The organism is Streptomyces sp. NPDC043680 (genome assembly GCF_056436685.1).
This window is the reverse complement of the sequence record NZ_JBWKCE010000010.1, coordinates 28,213-47,308: the sequence shown is the minus strand read 5'-3', so window position 1 is coordinate 47,308 and position 19,096 is coordinate 28,213. Positions and strand designations below refer to the sequence as shown.

The 19,096-nt window shown below is 72.2% G+C and carries 21 protein-coding genes; 6 read left to right on the top strand and 15 right to left on the bottom strand.

Annotated elements, in window-relative coordinates:
- Positions 1-28: 28 nt before the first annotated feature.
- From mqnP to AC0666_RS20950, 3 genes are read right to left on the bottom strand one after another with little or no spacing between them, the layout of a single operon-like run.
- Positions 29-952, bottom strand: coding sequence for a menaquinone biosynthesis prenyltransferase MqnP (gene mqnP, locus AC0666_RS20960; protein ID WP_468962686.1), 924 nt, complete (start codon positions 950-952; stop codon positions 29-31).
- Positions 949-1,425 carry a hypothetical protein gene (locus AC0666_RS20955; protein ID WP_478708114.1) on the bottom strand — a complete coding sequence of 159 codons (477 nt, stop codon included), beginning with the start codon at positions 1,423-1,425 and terminating at the stop codon, positions 949-951. The genes mqnP and AC0666_RS20955 overlap by 4 nt, the downstream gene beginning before the upstream one ends.
- Positions 1,422-2,879, bottom strand: a complete 1,458-nt coding sequence (locus tag AC0666_RS20950) for a menaquinone biosynthesis decarboxylase (protein ID WP_478708113.1) — start codon at positions 2,877-2,879, stop codon at positions 1,422-1,424. The genes AC0666_RS20955 and AC0666_RS20950 overlap by 4 nt, the downstream gene beginning before the upstream one ends.
- A 90-nt stretch (positions 2,880-2,969) precedes the next feature.
- On the opposite strand from AC0666_RS20950, the gene AC0666_RS20945 reads away from it, so the two are divergent.
- Positions 2,970-3,296: a PLD nuclease N-terminal domain-containing protein gene (locus AC0666_RS20945; protein WP_468585057.1), complete on the top strand. Its 327-nt coding sequence runs from the start codon at positions 2,970-2,972 to the stop codon at positions 3,294-3,296.
- 73 nt (positions 3,297-3,369) lie between these two features.
- Here the strand turns inward: AC0666_RS20945 and AC0666_RS20940 are convergent, their stop codons facing one another.
- Together AC0666_RS20940 and AC0666_RS20935 are read right to left on the bottom strand one after the other, a co-directional pair.
- Complete coding sequence (locus AC0666_RS20940; protein ID WP_478708112.1) at positions 3,370-4,488, bottom strand: hypothetical protein; 1,119 nt, start codon at positions 4,486-4,488, stop codon at positions 3,370-3,372.
- A gap of 31 nt (positions 4,489-4,519) precedes the next feature.
- Positions 4,520-4,891: a cupin domain-containing protein gene (locus AC0666_RS20935; RefSeq protein ID WP_478708111.1), complete on the bottom strand. Its 372-nt coding sequence runs from the start codon at positions 4,889-4,891 to the stop codon at positions 4,520-4,522.
- Positions 4,892-4,978: 87 nt separating this feature from the next.
- On the opposite strand from AC0666_RS20935, the gene AC0666_RS20930 reads away from it, so the two are divergent.
- A complete protein-coding gene (locus AC0666_RS20930; protein ID WP_468962675.1) occupies positions 4,979-5,455 on the top strand; it encodes a MarR family winged helix-turn-helix transcriptional regulator in 477 nt (158 codons plus the stop codon).
- A 64-nt stretch (positions 5,456-5,519) separates the two neighbouring features.
- Here AC0666_RS20930 and AC0666_RS20925 read toward each other — a convergent pair whose 3' ends face one another.
- The 8 genes from AC0666_RS20925 to hemL all read right to left on the bottom strand — a co-directional run bounded on the left by AC0666_RS20925 (position 5,520) and on the right by hemL (position 13,623).
- On the bottom strand, positions 5,520-6,023 hold the full coding sequence (locus AC0666_RS20925; protein ID WP_468585064.1) for an SRPBCC domain-containing protein: 504 nt from the start codon (positions 6,021-6,023) through the stop codon (positions 5,520-5,522).
- Positions 6,024-6,048: 25 nt separating this feature from the next.
- Positions 6,049-7,131 carry a c-type cytochrome biogenesis protein CcsB gene (gene ccsB, locus AC0666_RS20920; RefSeq protein WP_478708110.1) on the bottom strand — a complete coding sequence of 361 codons (1,083 nt, stop codon included), beginning with the start codon at positions 7,129-7,131 and terminating at the stop codon, positions 6,049-6,051.
- Positions 7,128-8,801: a cytochrome c biogenesis protein ResB gene (gene resB, locus AC0666_RS20915; protein WP_468962668.1), complete on the bottom strand. Its 1,674-nt coding sequence runs from the start codon at positions 8,799-8,801 to the stop codon at positions 7,128-7,130. The genes ccsB and resB overlap by 4 nt, the downstream gene beginning before the upstream one ends.
- 13 nt (positions 8,802-8,814) lie before the next feature.
- Complete coding sequence (locus AC0666_RS20910) at positions 8,815-9,588, bottom strand: cytochrome c biogenesis CcdA family protein (RefSeq protein ID WP_356851928.1); 774 nt, start codon at positions 9,586-9,588, stop codon at positions 8,815-8,817.
- Between the two features lie 4 nt (positions 9,589-9,592).
- Positions 9,593-10,222, bottom strand: a complete 630-nt coding sequence (locus tag AC0666_RS20905; RefSeq protein ID WP_468962665.1) for a TlpA family protein disulfide reductase — start codon at positions 10,220-10,222, stop codon at positions 9,593-9,595.
- Between the two features lie 67 nt (positions 10,223-10,289).
- Complete coding sequence (locus tag AC0666_RS20900; protein WP_478708109.1) at positions 10,290-11,537, bottom strand: polysaccharide deacetylase family protein; 1,248 nt, start codon at positions 11,535-11,537, stop codon at positions 10,290-10,292.
- Between the two features lie 74 nt (positions 11,538-11,611).
- Positions 11,612-12,292 (bottom strand): histidine phosphatase family protein, encoded by a 681-nt coding sequence (locus tag AC0666_RS20895; RefSeq protein ID WP_361722117.1) that lies wholly within the window; start codon positions 12,290-12,292, stop codon positions 11,612-11,614.
- On the bottom strand, positions 12,289-13,623 hold the full coding sequence (gene hemL / locus AC0666_RS20890) for a glutamate-1-semialdehyde 2,1-aminomutase (RefSeq protein WP_468962659.1): 1,335 nt from the start codon (positions 13,621-13,623) through the stop codon (positions 12,289-12,291). Before hemL ends, AC0666_RS20895 begins: the two co-directional genes overlap by 4 nt.
- Positions 13,624-13,930: 307 nt before the next feature.
- Here hemL and AC0666_RS20885 point away from each other — a divergent pair, with 307 nt between their 5' ends.
- Both AC0666_RS20885 and AC0666_RS20880 read left to right on the top strand, forming a co-directional pair.
- Positions 13,931-14,368 carry a hypothetical protein gene (locus AC0666_RS20885; protein WP_356851979.1) on the top strand — a complete coding sequence of 146 codons (438 nt, stop codon included), beginning with the start codon at positions 13,931-13,933 and terminating at the stop codon, positions 14,366-14,368.
- Between the two features lie 438 nt (positions 14,369-14,806).
- The gene (locus AC0666_RS20880) at positions 14,807-15,310 is read left to right on the top strand and encodes a hypothetical protein (RefSeq protein ID WP_478708108.1); all 504 of its coding nucleotides are present in this window, start codon (positions 14,807-14,809) and stop codon (positions 15,308-15,310) included.
- On the opposite strand, the gene AC0666_RS20875 is transcribed toward AC0666_RS20880, so the two are convergent.
- Positions 15,279-16,688 (bottom strand): FAD-binding oxidoreductase, encoded by a 1,410-nt coding sequence (locus AC0666_RS20875; protein WP_468962658.1) that lies wholly within the window; start codon positions 16,686-16,688, stop codon positions 15,279-15,281. The two genes, AC0666_RS20880 and AC0666_RS20875, sit on opposite strands and share 32 nt — an antisense overlap.
- Before the next feature lie 175 nt (positions 16,689-16,863).
- Between AC0666_RS20875 and AC0666_RS20870 the strand changes: the two genes are divergently transcribed.
- Entirely contained in the window at positions 16,864-17,604 is a 741-nt protein-coding gene (locus tag AC0666_RS20870; RefSeq protein ID WP_468962655.1) for a Mut7-C RNAse domain-containing protein, read from the top strand.
- 35 nt (positions 17,605-17,639) lie between these two features.
- Here the strand turns inward: AC0666_RS20870 and AC0666_RS20865 are convergent, their stop codons facing one another.
- Complete coding sequence (locus tag AC0666_RS20865; protein ID WP_468962652.1) at positions 17,640-18,122, bottom strand: hypothetical protein; 483 nt, start codon at positions 18,120-18,122, stop codon at positions 17,640-17,642.
- Between the two features lie 202 nt (positions 18,123-18,324).
- Between AC0666_RS20865 and AC0666_RS20860 the strand changes: the two genes are divergently transcribed.
- A complete protein-coding gene (locus AC0666_RS20860; RefSeq protein ID WP_468962650.1) occupies positions 18,325-19,086 on the top strand; it encodes an SDR family NAD(P)-dependent oxidoreductase in 762 nt (253 codons plus the stop codon).
- Positions 19,087-19,096: the final 10 nt, after the last annotated feature.

Here is a 19,096-nt window from a genome sequence, read left to right as displayed (position 1 = left end):
GAGATCCGCCACGGCTCACGCCATCGGGCTAAAGGGTCAGGCCCCGCACCGCGAGGTCCAGGAGGGCGCACACGAAAAGCGCGATTCCGATGAAGCCGTTGACCGTGAAGAAGGCGCGGTTCAGTCGGGACAGGTCGTGCGGCTTGACGATCGTGTGCTCGTAGAGGAACGCCCCGACCACGATCACCAGGCCGCACCAGAACAGCACCCCTGCCCCGGTCGCCACCGCGTACCAGGCCAGCAGGCCGGTGGTCACGACGTGCGCGCCGCGGGCACCCCACAGGGCCGCCGGCACGCCGAAGCGGGCGGGGACGGACTTGACGCCCTCCGCGCGGTCCGCGGCCACGTCCTGGCAGGCGAAGATCAGGTCGAAGCCGCCGATCCACACGCCCACCGCGAGGCCCAGGATCACCGCCTCCCAGGACCAGGCGCCGGTGATCGCCAGCCAGGCCCCGACGGGCCCCATCGCCTGGGCCAGGCCCAGGATGGCGTGCGGGAAGTTCGTGAACCGCTTGCCGTACGGATACACCACCATCGGGACGACGGCCACCGGAGCCAGCGCCAGGCAGAGCGGGTTCAGCAGCGCCGCCGCCCCGAGGAACACGGCCAGCGCCACCCCGGCGCCCGTCCAGGCCGACCGCACGGACACCGCGCCCGTGACGAGCTCGCGCCCGGCGGTGCGCGGGTTGCGGGCGTCTATCTCCCGGTCGATGATCCGGTTGGCCGCCATCGCGAAGGTCCGCAGCCCCACCATGCACACCGTCACGAGCAGCAGCTCGCCCCAGTGCACCGTCCCGTCGAGCCGGAACATCGCGGTGAGCGCGGCGATGTAGGCGAAGGGCAGCGCGAAGACCGAGTGCTCGATCATCACCAGCCGCAGGAAGGCCTTGACCTTGCCGGGGGCCTGCGGCGCCTGTCCGGGGCCGAGCACGCCATCGGCGGTGGTCATCATGCGAGGCTCCTGCGGAAGTCTTCGAGGCGGGCGCGGAGCGCGTCGGCGTCCACGGGCGGGATCTCCAGCGTGAGCGGGGGCAGTTCCTCGCCCTCCGGCGGGGTGATGGTGGCCAGGAAGCGGCAGTCCGCGCCGCCAGGACCGGGGTAGGCCTGCAGGCGCAGCACCTCGCCCGCCCCGACGATGAACGGCCCGGTCTCGAAGGACAGCTCGGCCAAGAGGCGGGCGGCGAAGTCCTCGGCCTCCGCGTCCCTGAGGCCCAGCAGTTCGAAGCCGCCGCCCTCGCCGGTCTCGTCCTCCCACATCAGCGCCCACACGTTGCCGGGCCCCGCGAACTCCTCCGGCGAGACGCCGGCTTGTTCGGCGGCCTCACGGACCTCGGGGTCGGCCGGGTCCAGGCGCGGGCGCACGACGGCCACGTACGCGGTGTCGGTGCCGATGAAGAGGGCGGGTCCGCCCATCGCCGGGCTCACAGTCCGTACTCCTTCCAGCGGCGGTCCACCAGGGCCGCCGTCGCGGGGTCCGACTCGACCATGTCGGGCCAGCCGCCGTCGCGGGTGTAGCCCTCCTCGGGCAGCTTCTTCGTGGCGTCGATGCCCGCCTTGCCGCCCCAGAACTGCTGGTACGAGGCGTGGTCGAGGTGGTCGACGGGGCCCTCCACGACGGTCAGGTCGCGGGAGTAGTCCGTGTTGCCCAGCGCCCGCCAGGACACCTCGTGCAGGTCGTGGACGTCGCAGTCCGCGTCGACCACGATGATCAGCTTGGTCAGCGACATCATGTGCGCGCCCCAGATGGCGTGCATGACCTTCTGCGCGTGCTTCGGGTACTTCTTGTCGATCGAGACGATCGCGCAGTTGTGGAAGCCGCCCGACTCGGGCAGGTGGTAGTCCACGATGTCCGGGACGATGATCTTCAGCAGCGGCAGGAAGAAGCGTTCCGTCGCCCGGCCCAGCGGGCCGTCCTCCGTCGGCGGGCGGCCGACGACGATCGACTGGAGCAGCGGCCGCTTGCGCATCGTCACGCAGTCGATCTTCAGCGCGGGGAACGGCTCCTGCGGGGTGTAGAAGCCGGTGTGGTCGCCGAACGGCCCCTCCGGCAGCATCTCGCCCGGCTCCAGCCAGCCCTCGACGACGACTTCGGCGTTCGCCGGCACCTGGAGCGGAACGGTCTTGCAGTCGACCATCTCGATCCGCTTGCCCGCGACGAACCCGGCGAAGAGGTACTCGTCGATATCGCCCGGCAGCGGCGCCGTCGACGCGTACGTCACCGCCGGCGGACAGCCGAAGGCGATGGCGACCGGCAGCCGCTCGCCGCGCTTGGCGGCGACCGCGTAGTGGTTGCGGCTGTCCTTGTGGATCTGCCAGTGCATGCCGACGGTGCGCTTGTCGTGGCGCTGGAGGCGGTAGAGGCCGAGGTTGCGCACGCCCGTCTCGGGGTGCTTGGTGTGGGTGAGGCCGAGGTTGAAGAAGGAGCCGCCGTCCTTGGGCCAGGTGAAGAGGGCCGGCAGCTGGTCGAGATCCACGTCGTCGCCGGTGAGCACGACCTCCTGGACGGGGGCGGCGTCGCCCTTCACCTTCTTCGGCGGCACGTGGACCATCGAGCCGAGCTTCCCGAAGGCCTCGCGGACCCCCATGAAGCCCTGCGGGAGCTCCGGCTTGAGCAGACCGCCGATCTTGTCGCTGATCTCGCCGTACGACGTGAGGCCGAGGGCCTTGAGCAGGCGGCGGTCGGTCCCGAAGACGTTCATGGCGAGCGGCATCGCCGAGCCCTTGACGTTCTCGAAGAGCAGCGCGGGCCCGCCCGCCTTGTTCACTCTGTCGACGATCTCCCCGACCTCCAGGTACGGGTCGACTTCGGCCTTGATGCGCTTGAGGTCGCCCTCCCGCTCCAGAGCCCGGAGCAGCGAGCGGAGATCGTCGTAAGCCATGGGGTTCAGTATCCGCCACCTACTACCCTGGGAGCGTCACCGGGGCCCGCTGCGGGCCCCCCGCCACTGCCGGGGAGTCGGTCCCACACCGTGCTGCGCTATCTGCCGTTCCTGCTGATCATCGCGCTGACCATCTACGCCTTCATCGACTGCCTGAACACGCCCGAGGAAGAGGTCAAGCACCTTCCCAAGGTGGTGTGGGTGCTCATCATCCTGCTCTTCTCGATCGTCGGGCCGGTGGTGTGGCTGTTCGCGGGCAGGCAGCGGGCTGTGATCGGCGGTGGGAGCCGGGGCGCGGGCCGCCGGACGCAGTGGGTGGCGCCCGACGACAACCCGGAGTTCCTGAGGTCCCTGCGCGAGGAGCAGGAGAACAGGAAGAAGGACACCGACCGGGACAAGGACAAGGACCAGGACTAGGCCGTTCCCCTCGTCGCGGTGCCCTGGCGGCGGGGCGGCCCGCCGCGGCGGCCGCCCGGGCACCGCGTCCGCCCTAGGACACTTCGGCGGGCCGGACCTGCGGGAGTGCGCCGACCAGCCACGGCATGTCGCGGCGGCGGGCGGCGATGAGCACCTCGCGCTCCCCTTCCCGGCACTGGGCGACCACGTAGGAGGTCTCCTCGGCGGCCACGTCCATGGCGTCGGGGTCCGAGGCCAAGAGCGGGCGGACCCGCTCCAGCACCAGTCCCGCCGGGAGCGGCTCGCGGCGGAAGGCGCCGGTCGGGTCGTTGGTGAAGGCGACCACCCCCGGCGCCACCACGAGGTAGGCGTTGCGCCGGGTGCCGGCGGGGCCGCTGCGGTCGCCGAGCAGGACCGCCCCGAAGACGTGCTCGCGCTCGTCGCGGCGCGGCGCCATCTCGATCGTGTCCGGTTCGCCGCGCAGGCCCTTGTACAGGCAGACGGCTCCGGCGCAGAGGACGGTGAGAGCGGCGGCGGCCCCGCTCCAGCGCAGGGTCTCCTCGATCCGGAGGTCCAGGGTCATGGCGATGACCGCGACGCCGACGCCCAGGACGGTCAGCGCGAGGGAGGGCACGACGAGCTGCCAGGGAGCGGCCCGCCGCGAGCGCCCGGACAGCCACCGCTGCCGGCAGCCGACCCACACCAGGGCCGGCCCGATGATCAGCAGGCCGAGCCCCCAGCCGAACGGCGCCGCGTAGGCGGTGTACGGGTTCTCCACGGTGTAGGCGGTGTGGACGAAGCCGGGGCCGTAGGTGATGTTCCGGACCTGGCCGCGCCAGCGGACCAGCCGGACCTCGGCGCCGTCCGCGACGATCGGCTCGGCGCTGTGCCACTGCATCCGCAGCCGCTGCTTCGTCCCGTCCCCGCGCACGACCTCGATGTCCTCGACCGTGTACCTGACCCCGGGCTTCCAGGACCGCGCCACCGTCGCCGGCACCGAGCTCAGGCACTGCGCCTCCTGCCGCGGCCGCAGGCCGGGGGCGCAGGTGTCCGCGGCCGCGAAGTCGCGGGCGGCCGCGGTGGCGGTCCGCACCGGCACCAGCAGCAGGCAGGCGCCGATCAGCATCATCACGGCGCCGAAGCCGATCGCGAGTCCGGCCGATCGCCAACTCGCCTGGTCCGCAGGTCGCTTGGGGTTCTCTTCGGAGTTCACGAAGCCCAAGCATGCCGCACGGCCCGGCGGCTCACTGCGCCCAGGGCAGGGCGCGGGTGCCCTCGGTCCCCGGGACCGACACCACGCCGTCCGCCCGCATGGCGACGTACGCCTCGAAGTCCTGCGGCGCGTGGATCCGCCGGAGGGTGCCGGGCGGGAGGACCAGGGTCCGGCCTGCCGCGACCTGCTCGGTGCGGTCGGCCGAGGTGACCTCCAGCGCGCCCGCGACCACCGTCCAGACCTGCTCGCGGTCGACGGAGTGCTCGGGGCCGGTGGAGCCGGCGGTCATGGCGACGTGCCAGGTGCTGAGCTCGGAGCTGCCCCGGCTGGGGGCGGCGAGGCCGGTCATGGTGGCGTTGGGCGTAACGGTGACGTGGTCGGGCGAGGTGGTGACGACGTGCACGGGAACTCCTTCGGGGCAGGATGAGTCAATCTGCTTTACTCACACGCCGAGTAAAGCAGATTGACTCGGCCGTGTCACCATGTTTGCGTGACCAGAGACGACGTACATGGAAGCCCGCAAGGCCCCGAGCTGGCCTTCCTGCTCGGCCTCGGCTTCCAGCTCCTGCTCGGCGAGTTCACCCGGCGCCTCGGCGAAGCCGGGTACGGGGACCTGCGCCCCGTGCACGGCATGGCCTTCCAGGCCCTCAAAGGCCCCGGGGCCACCGCCACCGAGCTCGCCGAACGGCTCGGGGTGACCAAGCAGGCCGCCGGGCAGATCGTGGACGACCTGGAGAAACGGGGCTACGTCCGGCGTGAACCGCACCCCGAGGGCGGCCGCCGCAAGCTGGTGGTGCTCACCCCCGCCGCGGACCGGCACCTCGCCGTCGCGGGCCGCGTCCTGCACGCGCTGGAAGCGGAGCTCGGGGCCGACGTCGACCTCGGCGCCCTGCGCCTGGAACTGGGCCGGCTGGTGCGCGGACTGAACGGGGACGGACCCCTGCCCGCCCTGCGGCCCGTCTGGTGAACGCCCGCACGCCCACAGGCACGCCCGCACGCCCGCCCCCCGCCCGGTGCCGACGCGCGGGCGCCTACGTCCGGGCGAAGGACGCGTAGGAGGACCGCAGCTGCGCCCAGCGGGCGTCCGTCCACTGCGACCAGTCCGCCGGATGGCCGCCCAGGGAGGTCTCCAGCAGCTCGAAGTGGTGGTGCCAGCCGGCCAGGCTGTCCAGGCGGTCGTCGTGCGAACCGTCGCGCTCGTTCAGGAAGCGGATCACCGTGGAGTCCGTGCCCACGGGCTCCAGGTGGAAGCGGATCCGCCCGTGCTCGGCGAGCGTGTACTCCACGACCCGCTCCACGTCCCAGGCCGTGATGTGGCCGGAATCGCTCGCGCCGCTGTTCAGCCAGCGCAGGGTGACGGCTCCGCCGAGCCGCCGTTCCAGGACGTCCGCCGCGGCCAGCCAGCCGCGCAGTCCCTCCGCCGTGGTCAGCACGGGCCACAGGCCCTCGTACGCGCACGGCAGGTGCACCTCGAAACGGAGCAGCCAGCGGTCTTCGCCGCGGCTCTCGCTGGTGGCATGACTCACAGGAGGCATACCACCAGCGTCCCACTCCGCCCGGTCAGATGCCCGCGTAGGAGTGCTTGCCGTTGAGCAGGATGTTGACGCCGTAGTAGTTCCAGATCCAGCAGGCGAAGGCGAAGAGCGCGAGGTACGCGGCCTTGCGGCCCTTCCAGCCGGCGGTGGCGCGGGCGTGCAGGTAGCAGGCGTACGCCACCCAGGTCACGAAGGACCAGACCTCCTTGGGGTCCCACCCCCAGTAGCGGCCCCAGGCGTCGCCCGCCCAGATCGCGCCCGCGATGATCGTGAAGGTCCACAGCGGGAAGACGGCCGCGTTGATGCGGTACGAGAACTTGTCGAGCGAGGCGGCCGAGGGGAACCGCTCCAGCACCGACCCGGCGAACCGCGACGGCGAACCGCCGCCGGCCAGCTTGGCCTCGTAGGAGTCGCGGAACAGGTACAGCACCGCTCCGGCCGCACCGATGTAGAAGACGGCGCCGCAGAAGATCGCCGTGGAGACGTGGATCCACAGCCAGTACGAGTGCAGTGCCGGGACCAGCTGGTCGCTCTCGGTGTACAGCCAGGTGGTGGCGATGCCCAGGTCGAGCAGGACGGTGGTGACCAGGAACAGGCCGAGCCAGCGCACGTTCTTCTTCAGCCCGAGCAGCGCCAGGTACGCGCCGACGGCCACCGTGGCGAAGGTGATCGAGAACTCGTACATGTTGCCCCACGGGGCCCGCTGCACGGACAGCGCGCGGGTGACGACGCCGCCCGCCGCGAGGAGGAACCCGAGCACGGTCAGCGACACCGCGATCCGCCCGTAGAGGTCGCCCTCCGCGGTGCCGCCGGCGGCGCCGGGGCCGTCCGGGACGTCACGGGTGCCCGCGGCGGACCGCGTGACCACCTGCGGCTTGTCGAGGACGGCGGTGCCCGCCTTGCCCCGCACCTGTACCGCGGGAGCGGCGGCGGCCTGCGGGGCGGTCAGCGCGGCCGCCGTACGGGCCACCTTGCTGCGGCTGCCGAAGGTCCACTCGGCGATGTGCGCGAGGAAGGCGAGCGTGTAAACCGCCATCGACGAATAGATCAGGTAGTTGCTGATCTGAGCCAGGTTCTCGTTGACCTCGGCTGCTGCGAGCGGCGTCATCCGCGCTCTCCTTCGGCAGTTTCCTTGACGGGGTGGTCGGGCGCCGTGGGCGCCTGCTCGTGCAGGGCGGCGGCCAGCTGCCCCAGTTCCTCGGGGAGCTTGGCCGACTCGCTGCGGCCCAGGCCGGCCATCTCGACGACGGTGGTGCCGTCCTCGGCGCGGACCGCGCGCACCCAGACGCGGCGGCGCTGGATGAACAGGGACGCTGCCAGGCCGCCGATGGCGGCGACGGCGCCGGCGAGGGCGAGACCGCTGCCGGGCTGGCGGGTGACGGAGAAGGTGGCCCAGCGCTCGATGCCCTCGAACTTCACGGTGCCCGCGCCGTTCGGCAGCTCCATGGCCTCGCCGGGCAGCAGCCGCTTCTTGAACAGCTGCCCGTCCTCGCCCTTGAACTCCTGCATCTTCGAGGTGTTCAACTGGTACACGTTCTGCGGCAGGCCCGAGTCCATGCCCAGGCTGCCGTGGTAGGCGCTGAGGGCGAGGACGGGGAAGTCCGCCGCCGGGAACTGGGAGAGCATCGTGCCCTTGCCCTCACCGGCGAACGTGGGGACGAACATGGCGTTGAAGCCGAGCTGCTCCTTCTGCCCGTCCTTGTTCGTGTAGCCGTCCGGCACCTTGACGGCGCCCGAGGAGCTCAGGTTGGAGTCGAAGGGCAGCATCGGCACGGCGTCCTTGTAGACCACCTTGCCGGAGGGGTCGGTCACCGAGACGACGGGCGCGTAGCCGTGGCCGAGCAGGTAGACCTTGGCCCCGTCGACCTCCAGGGGCTTGTTGACCTGGATCTCGCGCTGCTGCGGCGCGCCGTCTGCGCCCTCCCGGAAGGTGACGTACGCCGTGAAGTCGCGCGGGGTGCCCTTCTGCGGGCCGGTCCTCTCGTACGTGGCGTCGAACCGGTCGAGCGTGAAGGAGAACGGCGGCAGGTCGTCGGGGCTGAAGAAGCTGCCGTACTTGAAGTCGTCGTACTGGGTCAGCGTGTTGGCGAAGCCCTTGCCGCGCAGGACCAGCTTGCCGCCCTCGGACTTGAACAGCTGACCCCAGGCGAAGGCGACCAGCAGCACGATCAAGGCGACGTGGAAGACCAGGTTCCCGGCCTCGCGCAGATAGCCCTTCTCGGCGGCGACGGAGCCCTGCCCGGCCTCGGTGCGGAAGCGGCGCCCGCCGAGGACCGTCTTCGCGTGCGCGAGCACCTCCTCGGGGGAGGCCCCCGTGCGCCACGTCGCGTACGCGGGCAGCCGGTCCAGGCGCTTGGGCGCGCCGGGCGGGCGGCCGGTGAGCTGGCCGACGAACTGCCAGCTGCGCGGGACGATGCAGCCGATCAGGGAGATGAACAGCAGCAGGTAGATCGCCGAGAACCAGACCGAGCTGTAGACGTCGAACAGCTGGAGCTTCTCGGCGAGCGGCACCCAGAAGGAGTGGTCCTTCTTCCACTGGGCCACCTTCATGGCGTCGACCTGGCTCTGCGGAACCAGGGAGCCCGGGATGGAGCCCAGCGAGAGGAGGAAGAGCAGGATCAGCGCCACCCGCATGGAGGTGAGCTGGCGCCAGATCCAGCGGATCCAGCCGACCACGCCGATGCCGACGGGGCCGCCGGCGTCCTCGACGGGGGCGGTGGACAGCTGCGCCCCGGCCGCGACGGCGTCGGGTTCGGTTTCGCTTTCGGTCGTACTCATGTGCGTGTAGTCCTCAGATCCCCACCGTGAAGCCTTGGGTCCAGCTCTGCATGTCGTTGACGATGCTGTCCCACAAACCTGTGACGAGCAGCAGGCCGGTCAGGATCAGCATGCCGCCGCCGATGCGCATCACCCATGCATAGTGGCGCTTGACCCAGCCGAACGCGCCGAGCGCCTTGCGGAAGGCCACGGCGGCCAGGATGAAGGGGACGCCGAGGCCGGCGCAGTAGGCGACGGTGAGCAGTGCGCCCCGGCCTGCGCTGGCCTGGTCGAGGGAGAGCGTGTTGACGGCGGCGAGGGTGGGACCCATGCAGGGGGTCCAGCCGAGACCGAAGAGCACGCCGAGCGCGGGCGCGCCCAGCAGGCCTCCGGACGGCTTCCGGTGGAAGCGGAACTCGCGCATGGTCAGGCCCGGGATGGCTCCCATGAAGAACAGGCCGAGCACGATCACCAGGCCGCCCATCACCCGGGAGATGACCTCTTTGTGGCCCAGCAGGACGTTGCCGAACTGGCCGAAGAGGGCGCCGCTGGAGACGAAGACGGCGGTGAAGCCGAGGATGAACAGGCTCGCTCCGGCCACCATTCGGCCGCGCCGGGCCTCGGCGAGGTCGGCTCCGCTGACGCCGGTGACGTAGGAGAGGTAGCCGGGGACCAGCGGCAGGACGCAGGGCGAGAAGAAGGAGACCAGCCCGGCGAGCAGGGCCAGGGGCAGGGCCAGCAGCAGTGCACCGCTGAGCACCGTCGTGTTCACGCCGGTCGGCTCGGCGGCGAGGACGTACGCGAGCACGAGGTCACTGCTCCGCGAGCAGCGGGTCGATCATGGAGCGCAGCTGCTGTTCGCTGACCGCGACCAGGGTGCGGGCGGCGATCCGGCCCTCCTTGTCGAGGACGATCGTGGAGGGGATGGACTGGGCGTTCAGCGTGCCCGCGGGGAAGCGGAGCATCAGCTTGCCGTCCGGGTCGTAGAGGCTCGGGTAGGTGATCCCGAAGTTCTCCTCGAAGGAGGCGGCGTTCTGCTTGCTGGTGTCGCGGGTGTTGATGCCGACGAAGGCGACGGGCTTCCCGGCGGTCTCCAGCTCCTTGGAGACCTTCGCGAAATAGGGGGCCTCGGCGCGGCACGGCGGGCACCAGGATCCCCACACGTTGAGGACGACGACCTTGCCCTTGAGGGCGGTGGTGTCGAGGGTCTTGCCGTCGACGGTCTCTCCGTCGAGCTTGGGCGCCTCGTCGCGCGAGCCCTTGGCGACGGTGGAGATGCCGCTCTTGCCGGTCACGTAGTTGCCGCCGGCGCTGCCGGACGGCTTGCCGCCGTCGTCGCTGCACGCCGTCAGGGTCAGGGCGCTCGCGAGGGTCACCGCGGTCAGCAGGAGGACGCGGCCGCTGGTCGGGCGGCGGCGACGGGGGGCGCGGCCAATTCTCATGTGAAAAGTTTCGCATGGGCGTTTTGCGGATCTTCCGCACCCCCCGGGGCGGTGTGCAATCCGCTGGTCAGGCCGCGGGGAGCGGGGTGAGGTACGTCTTCCAGCCGCCGGCCGGGGGCTCGCCGGGGGCGAGGGCGCGCAGCCGGGAGAGCAGTGCGGGGTCCTGGACGTCCAGCCAGTCGGTGAACTGCCGGAAGGATACGAGTCGTACGTCCTTTTTGTCCGACATGCTCTTGAGGGCCTCCTCGACGGCGTCCATGTAGATCCCGCCGTTCCACTCCTCGAAGTGGTTGCCGATGAAGAGGGGCGCGCGGTTCGTCTCGTACGCACGGCGGAAGCCCGCCTGGTAGGAGGCGATGGCCTGGGTGCGCCAGGCCGGGTAGTTGGAGGGGACGCCCCGGGTGGTGTTCTTCGACTGGTTGGCGAGGATGTTGTAGTCCATCGACAGCACCTCGAAGGAGTGCCCGGGGAACGGCATGGACTGCAGGGGCAGGTCCCACAGGCCGCCCCTCTTCTGCGGCCAGACCTGGAGGCCGCCGGGCGAGGAGGCGTCGTAGCGCCAGCCCAGCTCCGCGGCGACCGGGAGCAGGTTGTCCCGCCCGAGCAGGCAGGGGGTGCGGCCGCCGGTGAGCTCCTTGCGGTAGTCGAAGGGCAGCGGGTCGACGTCGGTGAAGCCGGTGTGCGTGCGCCAGTTGGTGACGAAGGACACGGCCTGGTCGATCTCGCTGCGCCAGTCGGCCGGGGTCCAGTGCTCGACGGAGCCGGAACCGCCGCAGAAGTGGCCGTTGAAGTGGGTGCCGATCTCGTGGCCGTCGAGCCAGGCCTGCCGGACGCAGCCGAGGGTGTTGCGGACGTTCTCGTCCTTGAGGTAGCCGATGTCGGAGGCCCCGGCCGGGTTGTTCGGCGGCCGGTAGAGCTCCTTCTTGGACTCGGGCAGCAGGTAGAGGCCGGAGAGGAAGAAGGTCATGTACGCGCCGTGATCCGCGGCCAGCTTGAGGAAGCGCGGGAAGAGGCCGTTGCCGACCTCTCCCGCACCGTCCCAGCTGAACACCACGAACTGCGGTGGCGTCTCGCCCGGCTGGAGCGGCACGGGCCGGGGCGGCTGGTGCGGCTGGGGCCCGGTGTCGGCGGTGGAACCGTCGCCCAGGGGCCGGATCACCGACGCGGACGGGCCGGAGCCGCCGGGGCCGGGACGGCCGCCCGGGCCGGCCGGGCGGCCGCTGCCGCCGCCGCAGCCGCCGATCCCGGCCGCCACGGCCGCGGCACCGAGCCCGAGCAGCCCCCTGCGGGTGAGGTCGCGCGCATCGTCGCTCATGAATAGTCACATAAACGGACTTTTCAATGAAGTCGAGGTACCACGCGGTGGTTCCAGGGGACTTGTATGAATCTTTAGGCGCCGAACGCCTTGGACTTGCCCTTCACCGGCTTCGCCCCCGCCAGGAGATGCGCCGGAACCAGGTCCCGGGCCGGCTCGCTGTACCCCACCGACACCAGCCGGTCGCCCTGGTACGTGAACGAGGTCAGCGAGGCCAGCGTGCACTGGCGCCGCCGCGGGTCGTGCCACAGCCGGCGCTTCTCCGCGAAGCTGCGCACGATCCAGATCGGCAGCTGGTGGCTGACCGCCACCGCCTCGTGGCCGCGGGCCGCGTCGCGCGCCGCCTCGATCGCGCTCATCATCCGGACGACCTGCTCCACGTAGGGCTCGCCCCAGGACGGCCGGAACGGGTTCGTCAGGTGCTTCCAGTTGGCGGGCTTGCGCAGCGCGCCGTCCCCGACCCCGAAGGTCTTGCCCTCGAAGACGTTCTCCGCCTCCAGCAGCCGCGCATCCGTCGCCACGTCCAGTCCGTGCCGCTTGGCGACCGGCGCCGCCGTCTCCTGCGCCCGCTCCAGCGGGGAGGAGACGACGTACGTGACGTCACGCCCCTGCAGGTGGTCCGCGACCCGCTCGGCCATCCGGTGCCCCAGCTCGGAAAGGTGGTATCCGGAACGGCGCCCGTAGAGGACCCCGTCCGGGTTGTGCACCTCACCGTGCCGCATCAGATGGACGACGGTGATCTCCTTGCTGCTCATACGGTCCCCTCCGGGGAGGCCTCGGCGGCGGCGCGGGCGGCGGCGGGCAGGGCCGCCGCGATCCGCTCGATCGCCCGCGCATCGTGGGCGGTGGAGACGAACCACGACTCGAAGGCCGACGGCGGCAGGTAGACGCCCTGCGACAGCATCGAGTGGAAGAAGCCGTTGAAGCGGAAGGACTCCTGCTTCTTCGCGTCGTCGTAGGTGCGGACCTCGTCCTCCGTGAAGAACACGGAGAACATGTTGGACGCCGTCTGCACCCGGTGCGCGACGCCCTCCTTGGCCAGCGCCCCGGTCACCAGCTCCTGGATCTCCTTCGAGACGGCGTCGACCTTCTCGTACGCGGCCTCGTCGAGCAGCCGCAGCTGCGCCAGGCCGGCAGCGGTGGCGACCGGGTTACCGGACAGCGTGCCCGCCTGGTACACCGGGCCCGCCGGAGCGAGGAAGCCCATCACGTCGGCGCGGCCGCCGAACGCCGCGGCCGGGAAACCGCCGCCCATGACCTTGCCGAAGGTCATCAGGTCGGGCTTGACCCCGTCGATGCCGTACCAGCCAGCGCGGGAGGTGCGGAAACCCGTCATCACCTCGTCGGAGATGTAGAGCGCCCCGTTCTCGCGGCAGAGGTCGGCAAGGCCCTGGTTGAAGCCGGGCAGCGGCGTGACGACGCCCATGTTGCCGGGCGCGGCCTCGGTGATCACACAGGCGATCTCACCGGGGTGCGCGGCGAAGGCCGCCCGGACCGCCTCCAGGTCGTTGTAGGGCAGCACGATCGTGTCGCCGGCCTGCGCACCGGTCACGCCCGGGGTGTCCGGCAGCGCGAAGGTGGCCAGGCCCGAACCGGCGGCGGCCAGCAGCGCGTCCACGTGCCCGTGGTAGCAGCCGGCGAACTTCACCACCTTGGCGCGGCCCGTGAAACCCCTGGCCAGCCGGATCGCGGACATCGTCGCCTCGGTGCCGGAGGACACCAGGCGGACCTGCTCGACCGGCTCGATCCGCGCGACGATCTCCTCGCCGAGCGCGACCTCGCCCTCACCGGGCGTGCCGAAGGACGTGCCGCGGGCGACGGCGGCCTGGACCGCCTCGGTGACGGCGGGGTGGGCGTGGCCGAGGATCATCGGTCCCCACGAGCAGACGAGGTCGACGTACTCGCGGCCGTCGGCATCGGTCAGGTACGGACCGGTACCGGACACCATGAACCTGGGCGTTCCGCCCACGGCGCGGAAGGCCCGCACCGGAGAGTTCACGCCGCCAGGCGTCACGAGGGACGCGCGGTCAAAGAGAGTCTGCGAGACTTTGGCTTCATACGGGTACGGGTAGCTCACACCAGCCATGGTCTCATCAGGCCGCGACTGACTTGCGGACGGGCGTTTCACCGCGCCGCCCCGGGGGAGGTCACTGCCATGATGATCAGGCCACGTGGTGGGGCCACGGGGCCGGGGCAGGCAAGACCAGTCGGGTGGAGATATGCAACGCGGTGGTGGACCGGGCGAGGGTACGGACGGCCTCGACCCGCAGCGCGCCCGTGAGGCCCGCGAAGCCCGCCGACGGGGCAAGCACCGGCGCCGGGCCGCGGACGCGGCCGATCCCGTACCGGGGCCGATGGAAGCCCCCGACGTCGACCTGCCCAAGGGCCGCGGTATGGGCGTGACGTACAAGTACTTCGGCGCCCCCGACGGCGCGACGGCGGCCCGGGTCCCGGTCACGATGCGGCCGGAGGAGCTCGGCGGCGACGAGCTCGGCATGGGCGGCATGTTCACCAAGATCAAGCCGGAGACGATGGCCGCGATGGTCCTCACCGGCATCGAGGGCATACCCCTGCACAAGGTGCCCCCGCTGGAGCTGGTCGTCCTCCACCCCGACTACGCGGTGGTCAAGCTCCCGATGACGGTGGTCGATCCGCTGCGCGGCATCGGCGAGGAGTCGGTGGGCGCGGCGGCCTTCATCTGGTCGACGGTCCCGGACCGCGGCGGTCCGCGCGACGCGTTCAACGTCTACCAGCTGCTCCACGAATGGCAGGACTTCTCCCACCGCCTCCACGAGAACGGCCACCAGGCCTACTGCCTGGTCTGGCCCTGATCGAAGCCCGGGCGCGGCAGGTGCATCCCGACACGCCCGCCGGTGCCGTGCTGCCCGTCACAGCCCTGCTGTACGGGGGGCTCGGGGTGCGCCGCCACCGCCGGGGCGGGCGGCGGTACCGGCCGACGGTCCGGCGGTGGCCCGTGCCCGCGGCCGACCCCTACCACGCCGCCGCCGGGCGCTGGTGGCCCGAGGACGACACCCAGGCCGCCGCCTCCCAGCTGCTGCTCGAAGGGCTGGCCACCGTCAACCACCGCGGCAACCTGAGCCTCACCGCGGCCGGCGCCGACCCGCGCGCACCGCCGGGCACCCGCTGCCGGACGCCCTGCTCGCGGCGCTGCGCCGCCGCACGGCACCGGCCACCCTCGGCAGCATCGAGCTGCGCGACACCGCCTTCCGCACCGCCCGGGAGGATTCCACAGCACCTGGCTCGCGCGTGTGCCGGCCGCCGTGGTGCGCCGCGGCCTCGGCTGCACGGCCACCACGGTGATCTGCCTCCTCCTCGCGGAGATGCTGTTCGTCGCGTTCGCACTGCCGGCCCTCGCGCCGCGCGGGCCGGTGCAGGGCGGGCTGGTCGCCGCCACCGGCCTCGCCCTGGTGGCCCAGATCGTCTGGTTCCCGCTGTACGCGCGCAGCCGTCGGCGCTCCGAGCAGGCGGCGCCCCGGCCCCTGCCCCCGCCCCCGCCCCCGCCCCCGGCGCTCGCCGAACTGGCCCGCCGGGACCCGCAGGGCTCGGAGCGGCTCCGGGTGAGCCGCCTGCGCACCCGCCGCGGCCGCAACCGGGGCCGCCGCCGCCGCCGCACGACGCCCGGCGCGGCGACGGCGCGGCGAACGGCGCGACACCCGGCGCGGCGAACGTCGCTGCGACCAGGGTGGCGGGCGGACCCGCGGACGGACCCGCGGACGGCGGCTAGACCGGCGGTGGCGGGATGTTCTGGTTGAGGCGGAAGACGTTCGCCGGATCCCATTCGGCCTTCAGGGCCCGCAGACGGCCCAGCGCGCCCGGCCCGTAGGCCTGCCGGATCCGCCGCTCGCCCTCGTCCATCAGGAAGTTGACGTACACCCCCGCATGGTGCGGCTCCAGCGCCGCCCAGAACTCCCGGACCCAGCGGCGCTCCTCGTCGAAGCCGTCGGCGCTCGCGCAGATCCCGTTGATGTTGAGCATGTGGCCCACGCGGCGGTCACCGAACGCCGTGCCGTCCCCATCCGCCCGGGCCACCGCGCCGCCCAGCTGGAACAGCGGGAAGGAGCTGAGCGGGGAACCGATCCGCGCCGCGTACCGCGCCATGGTGTCGATCACCTCGTTAGTGAGGCGGTCGATGCCCGTACTGCGGAAGTAGTACCACCAGCCGTGCGGGAACGACGGGTCGAACATCGCCTGGTGCGCCAGGAACGGCTTCGGCACGCACAGGTCCAGCAGGGGCCGCCCGAATTCCCGCATCGGACGCATCACCTCCGCACCGGCCTCCACGTCCCCCGCGTAGCAGCCGATCACCATGACCACGGGCCGCCCGTGCAGCTCGGCCGGGATCGCCGGCAGCGGCGGGACCTTGCGGTGCACGACGATCGTCGTCAGCTCGTCGGGCACCGCCGTGATCCAGTCCCGGTAAAAGCGCAGCACCTGCGGGGAATCCTCCACGGACCACAGGACGGGCCCGGCCAGGACGGTCGGCCCGACCGGATTCAGCCGGAACGTGAACTCCGTGACGACGCCGAAGTTCCCGCCGGCCCCGCGCACTCCCCAGAACAGCTCCGGATGGCTCGTCTCACTCGCCGTGACCTGTTCCCCGCGGGCCGTGACCAGTTCCACCGACAGCAGCTGGTCGATGCTCAGTCCGTACTTGCGGCTCAGCCACCCGATCCCGCCGCCCAGGGTCAACCCAGCGACCCCGGTGTGCGTCACGATCCCGGACGGCACCGCCAGCCCGAACGGCTGGGTCGCGCGGTCCAGCTCCCCCAGCAGCACCCCCGCCTGGACCCTGGCCGTACGGGTCTCGGGGTCCACCCGGACGTCCTTCATCGGCGACAGGTCGATGACGACACCGCCGTCGCACACCGAGTGCCCGGGGAAACTGTGGCCGCCGCTGCGGACGGCGACGAGCGCACCCGTGTCCGTCGCCCACTTCAGCGCGGCGGCGACGTCGCCGGGGCCGGTGCACGGCGCGATGAGGGCGGGATGCCGGTCGATCGCGCCGTTCCAGACCCGCCGTCGCTCCTCGTACGTCGCATCGCCGGCCCGCACCAGGCTGCCGCGGAAGGACCGCGCCAGCTCGTGGTACGCGGAGTCGTCCAGCCGGACCGGCTCGGTCGAGACACCCATGGGCCCACTCCTCGCCCTCGCCCCTCCCTTCCGAGTCTTCCACCCCCCGCCACGCCCGGCCACGGCAAGCCGGCCGGACGACGACGAACGGCGGCGGGCCAAAGGCCGGGGCCACGACCCCCGCCACCCCGTAAATTCGGCCGCACCGCCCGGCCCCCAATGGCATGCTGACAGCGTGAACGGACCCGGCATTCAGCTCACCCTCGCCCCCGAACTGCGCCTGTTCGCCGCGCCCAGCCGGCGCGCGGAGCGCGTACCGACCCCGACCGACGGCGCCTCCAGCCTCGGACACGTCGTTGAATCGGCCGGCGTCCCGCTCACCGAGGTCGGCCGGCTCCTCGTCGACGGCGACGAGGTGCCCTTCTCGTACGTGCCCCGCGCCGGCCAGACCGTCGAGGTGTTCGGCGTCGACCGCCCCCAGCAGATCCCCGGCGCCACGCCGCTGCGCTTCCTCCTCGACGTCCACCTCGGCACCCTCGCGCGCCGCCTGCGCCTGCTCGGCGTGGACGCCGCGTACGAGAACGAGGACATCGGCGACCCCGCCCTCGCCACCCGCTCCGCCGCCGAGCAGCGCATCCTGCTCTCCCGCGACCGCGGACTGCTGCGCCGCCGCGAGATCTTCGCCGGGGCGTACGTCTACAGCGACAACCCCGACGAGCAACTGCGCGACGTACTGGGCCGGTTCGCCCCCGCCCTGGCCCCGTGGACCCGCTGCACCGCCTGCAACGGCCCGCTGCGCCAAGCCGACAAGGAGAGCGTCGGCGACCGCCTCGAACGCGGCACGCACCGCTCGTACGACGTCTTCGCGCAGTGCACCGCCTGCGAGCGCGTCTACTGGCGCGGCGCCCACCACGCCCGCCTGGAGCGGATCGTCAGCGAGGCGGTCGAGGAGTTCGGCGGCGTGGCCACGCCGTGACGGCGTGGCCACGCGGCGGCCCGACCACCCGGCGGTCAGAAGGCGTACGTGTCGCCCGTGTCCAGCGCCAGCACCGCGGGCTCGTTGTTGGACAGGTTCCGGTCCGCCGCGCCGCCGTCCCACCAGGTGTCGATCCGGACCACCACCTCCGGCACCCGCTCCCGTAGCCGCAGCAGCAGCCCGATGTGCCGGCCGCGCCCGTGCAGCGGCATGGCGCCCGTCTCGCACACCACCTGGCGCAGCCCGGCCCGGGCACAGCCCTCGGCCAGTTCCTGCCGGTCCGCGAGGTCGGCCGACAGGCGCACCCGCAGCGTGGCGTTGGCCACCGCCGACGGCCCCTCGTTCTGCGGGACCAGCCATACCCGCAGCTGCCCCTGGGACAGGGAGACGCGCCCGTGGTAGGACACGTCCGCCTCGGGCCCGCTCCGCGCCTGGGCATGCCCGGTCGCCCCGAGCACCAGCAAGCCCGCCACCACCACACTCCGTACGGCACCACGGCGCACCGCCACCACCTCCACGCGCGGACGCTAGCCCGCTCCGGCCCCGACCGGTCGGACCATCACACGAACGAGGGCGCGCCGCCCCCCACCCGGCCGACCGTCCCGGGCGGCCGCACGCACCGCGCGGCCGCCGACCCCCCGCCTATGCTGGCGGGTACTCACCCGTACCACGCCCGTACGAAGCCCGTACGGAGGACCGAGCGCACCAGGAGCCCCGCACATGAGCACGGCCACCCGAACCGCCGTAGTCACCGGCGCGAGCAGCGGCATCGGCGCGGCCACCGCCCGGCAGCTCGCCGCCGCCGGCTACCACGTCGTCCTCACGGCCCGCCGCAAGGACCGCATCGAGGCCCTCGCCGCCGAGATCGCCGAGGCCGGGCACGAGGCCACCGCCCACGCCCTCGACGTCACCGACCGCGCCGCGGTCGACGCCTTCGCCGCGTCCCTCGCCCGCTGCGACGTACTCGTCAACAACGCGGGCGGCGCCCTCGGAGCCGAGCCCGTCGCCACCGGCGACCCGGCCGACTGGCGCACGATGTACGAGGTCAACGTCATCGGCACCCTCAACGTCACCCAGGCCCTGCTCCCCGCCCTCACCGCCTCCGGCGACGGCACGGTGGTGGTCCTGTCCTCCACCGCCGGGCACGCCACGTACGAGGGCGGCGCGGGCTACGTCGCCGCCAAGAACGGCGCCCGCGTCCTCGCCGAGACCCTCCGCCTGGAGATCGTCGGACAGCCCGTCCGCGTCATCGAGATCGCGCCGGGCATGGTCAAGACCGAGGAGTTCGCCACCACCCGCTTCCGCGGCGACGCGGAGAAGGCCGCCAAGGTCTACGCGGGCGTCGCGCACCCCCTGTCCGCCGACGACGTGGCCGACACCATCACCTGGGCCGTCACCCGCCCGAGCCACGTGAACATCGACCTCCTGGTGGTCCGCCCCCGCGCCCAGGCCTCGAACACCAAGGTCCACCGCGAGCTGTAGCCCCCGCCGG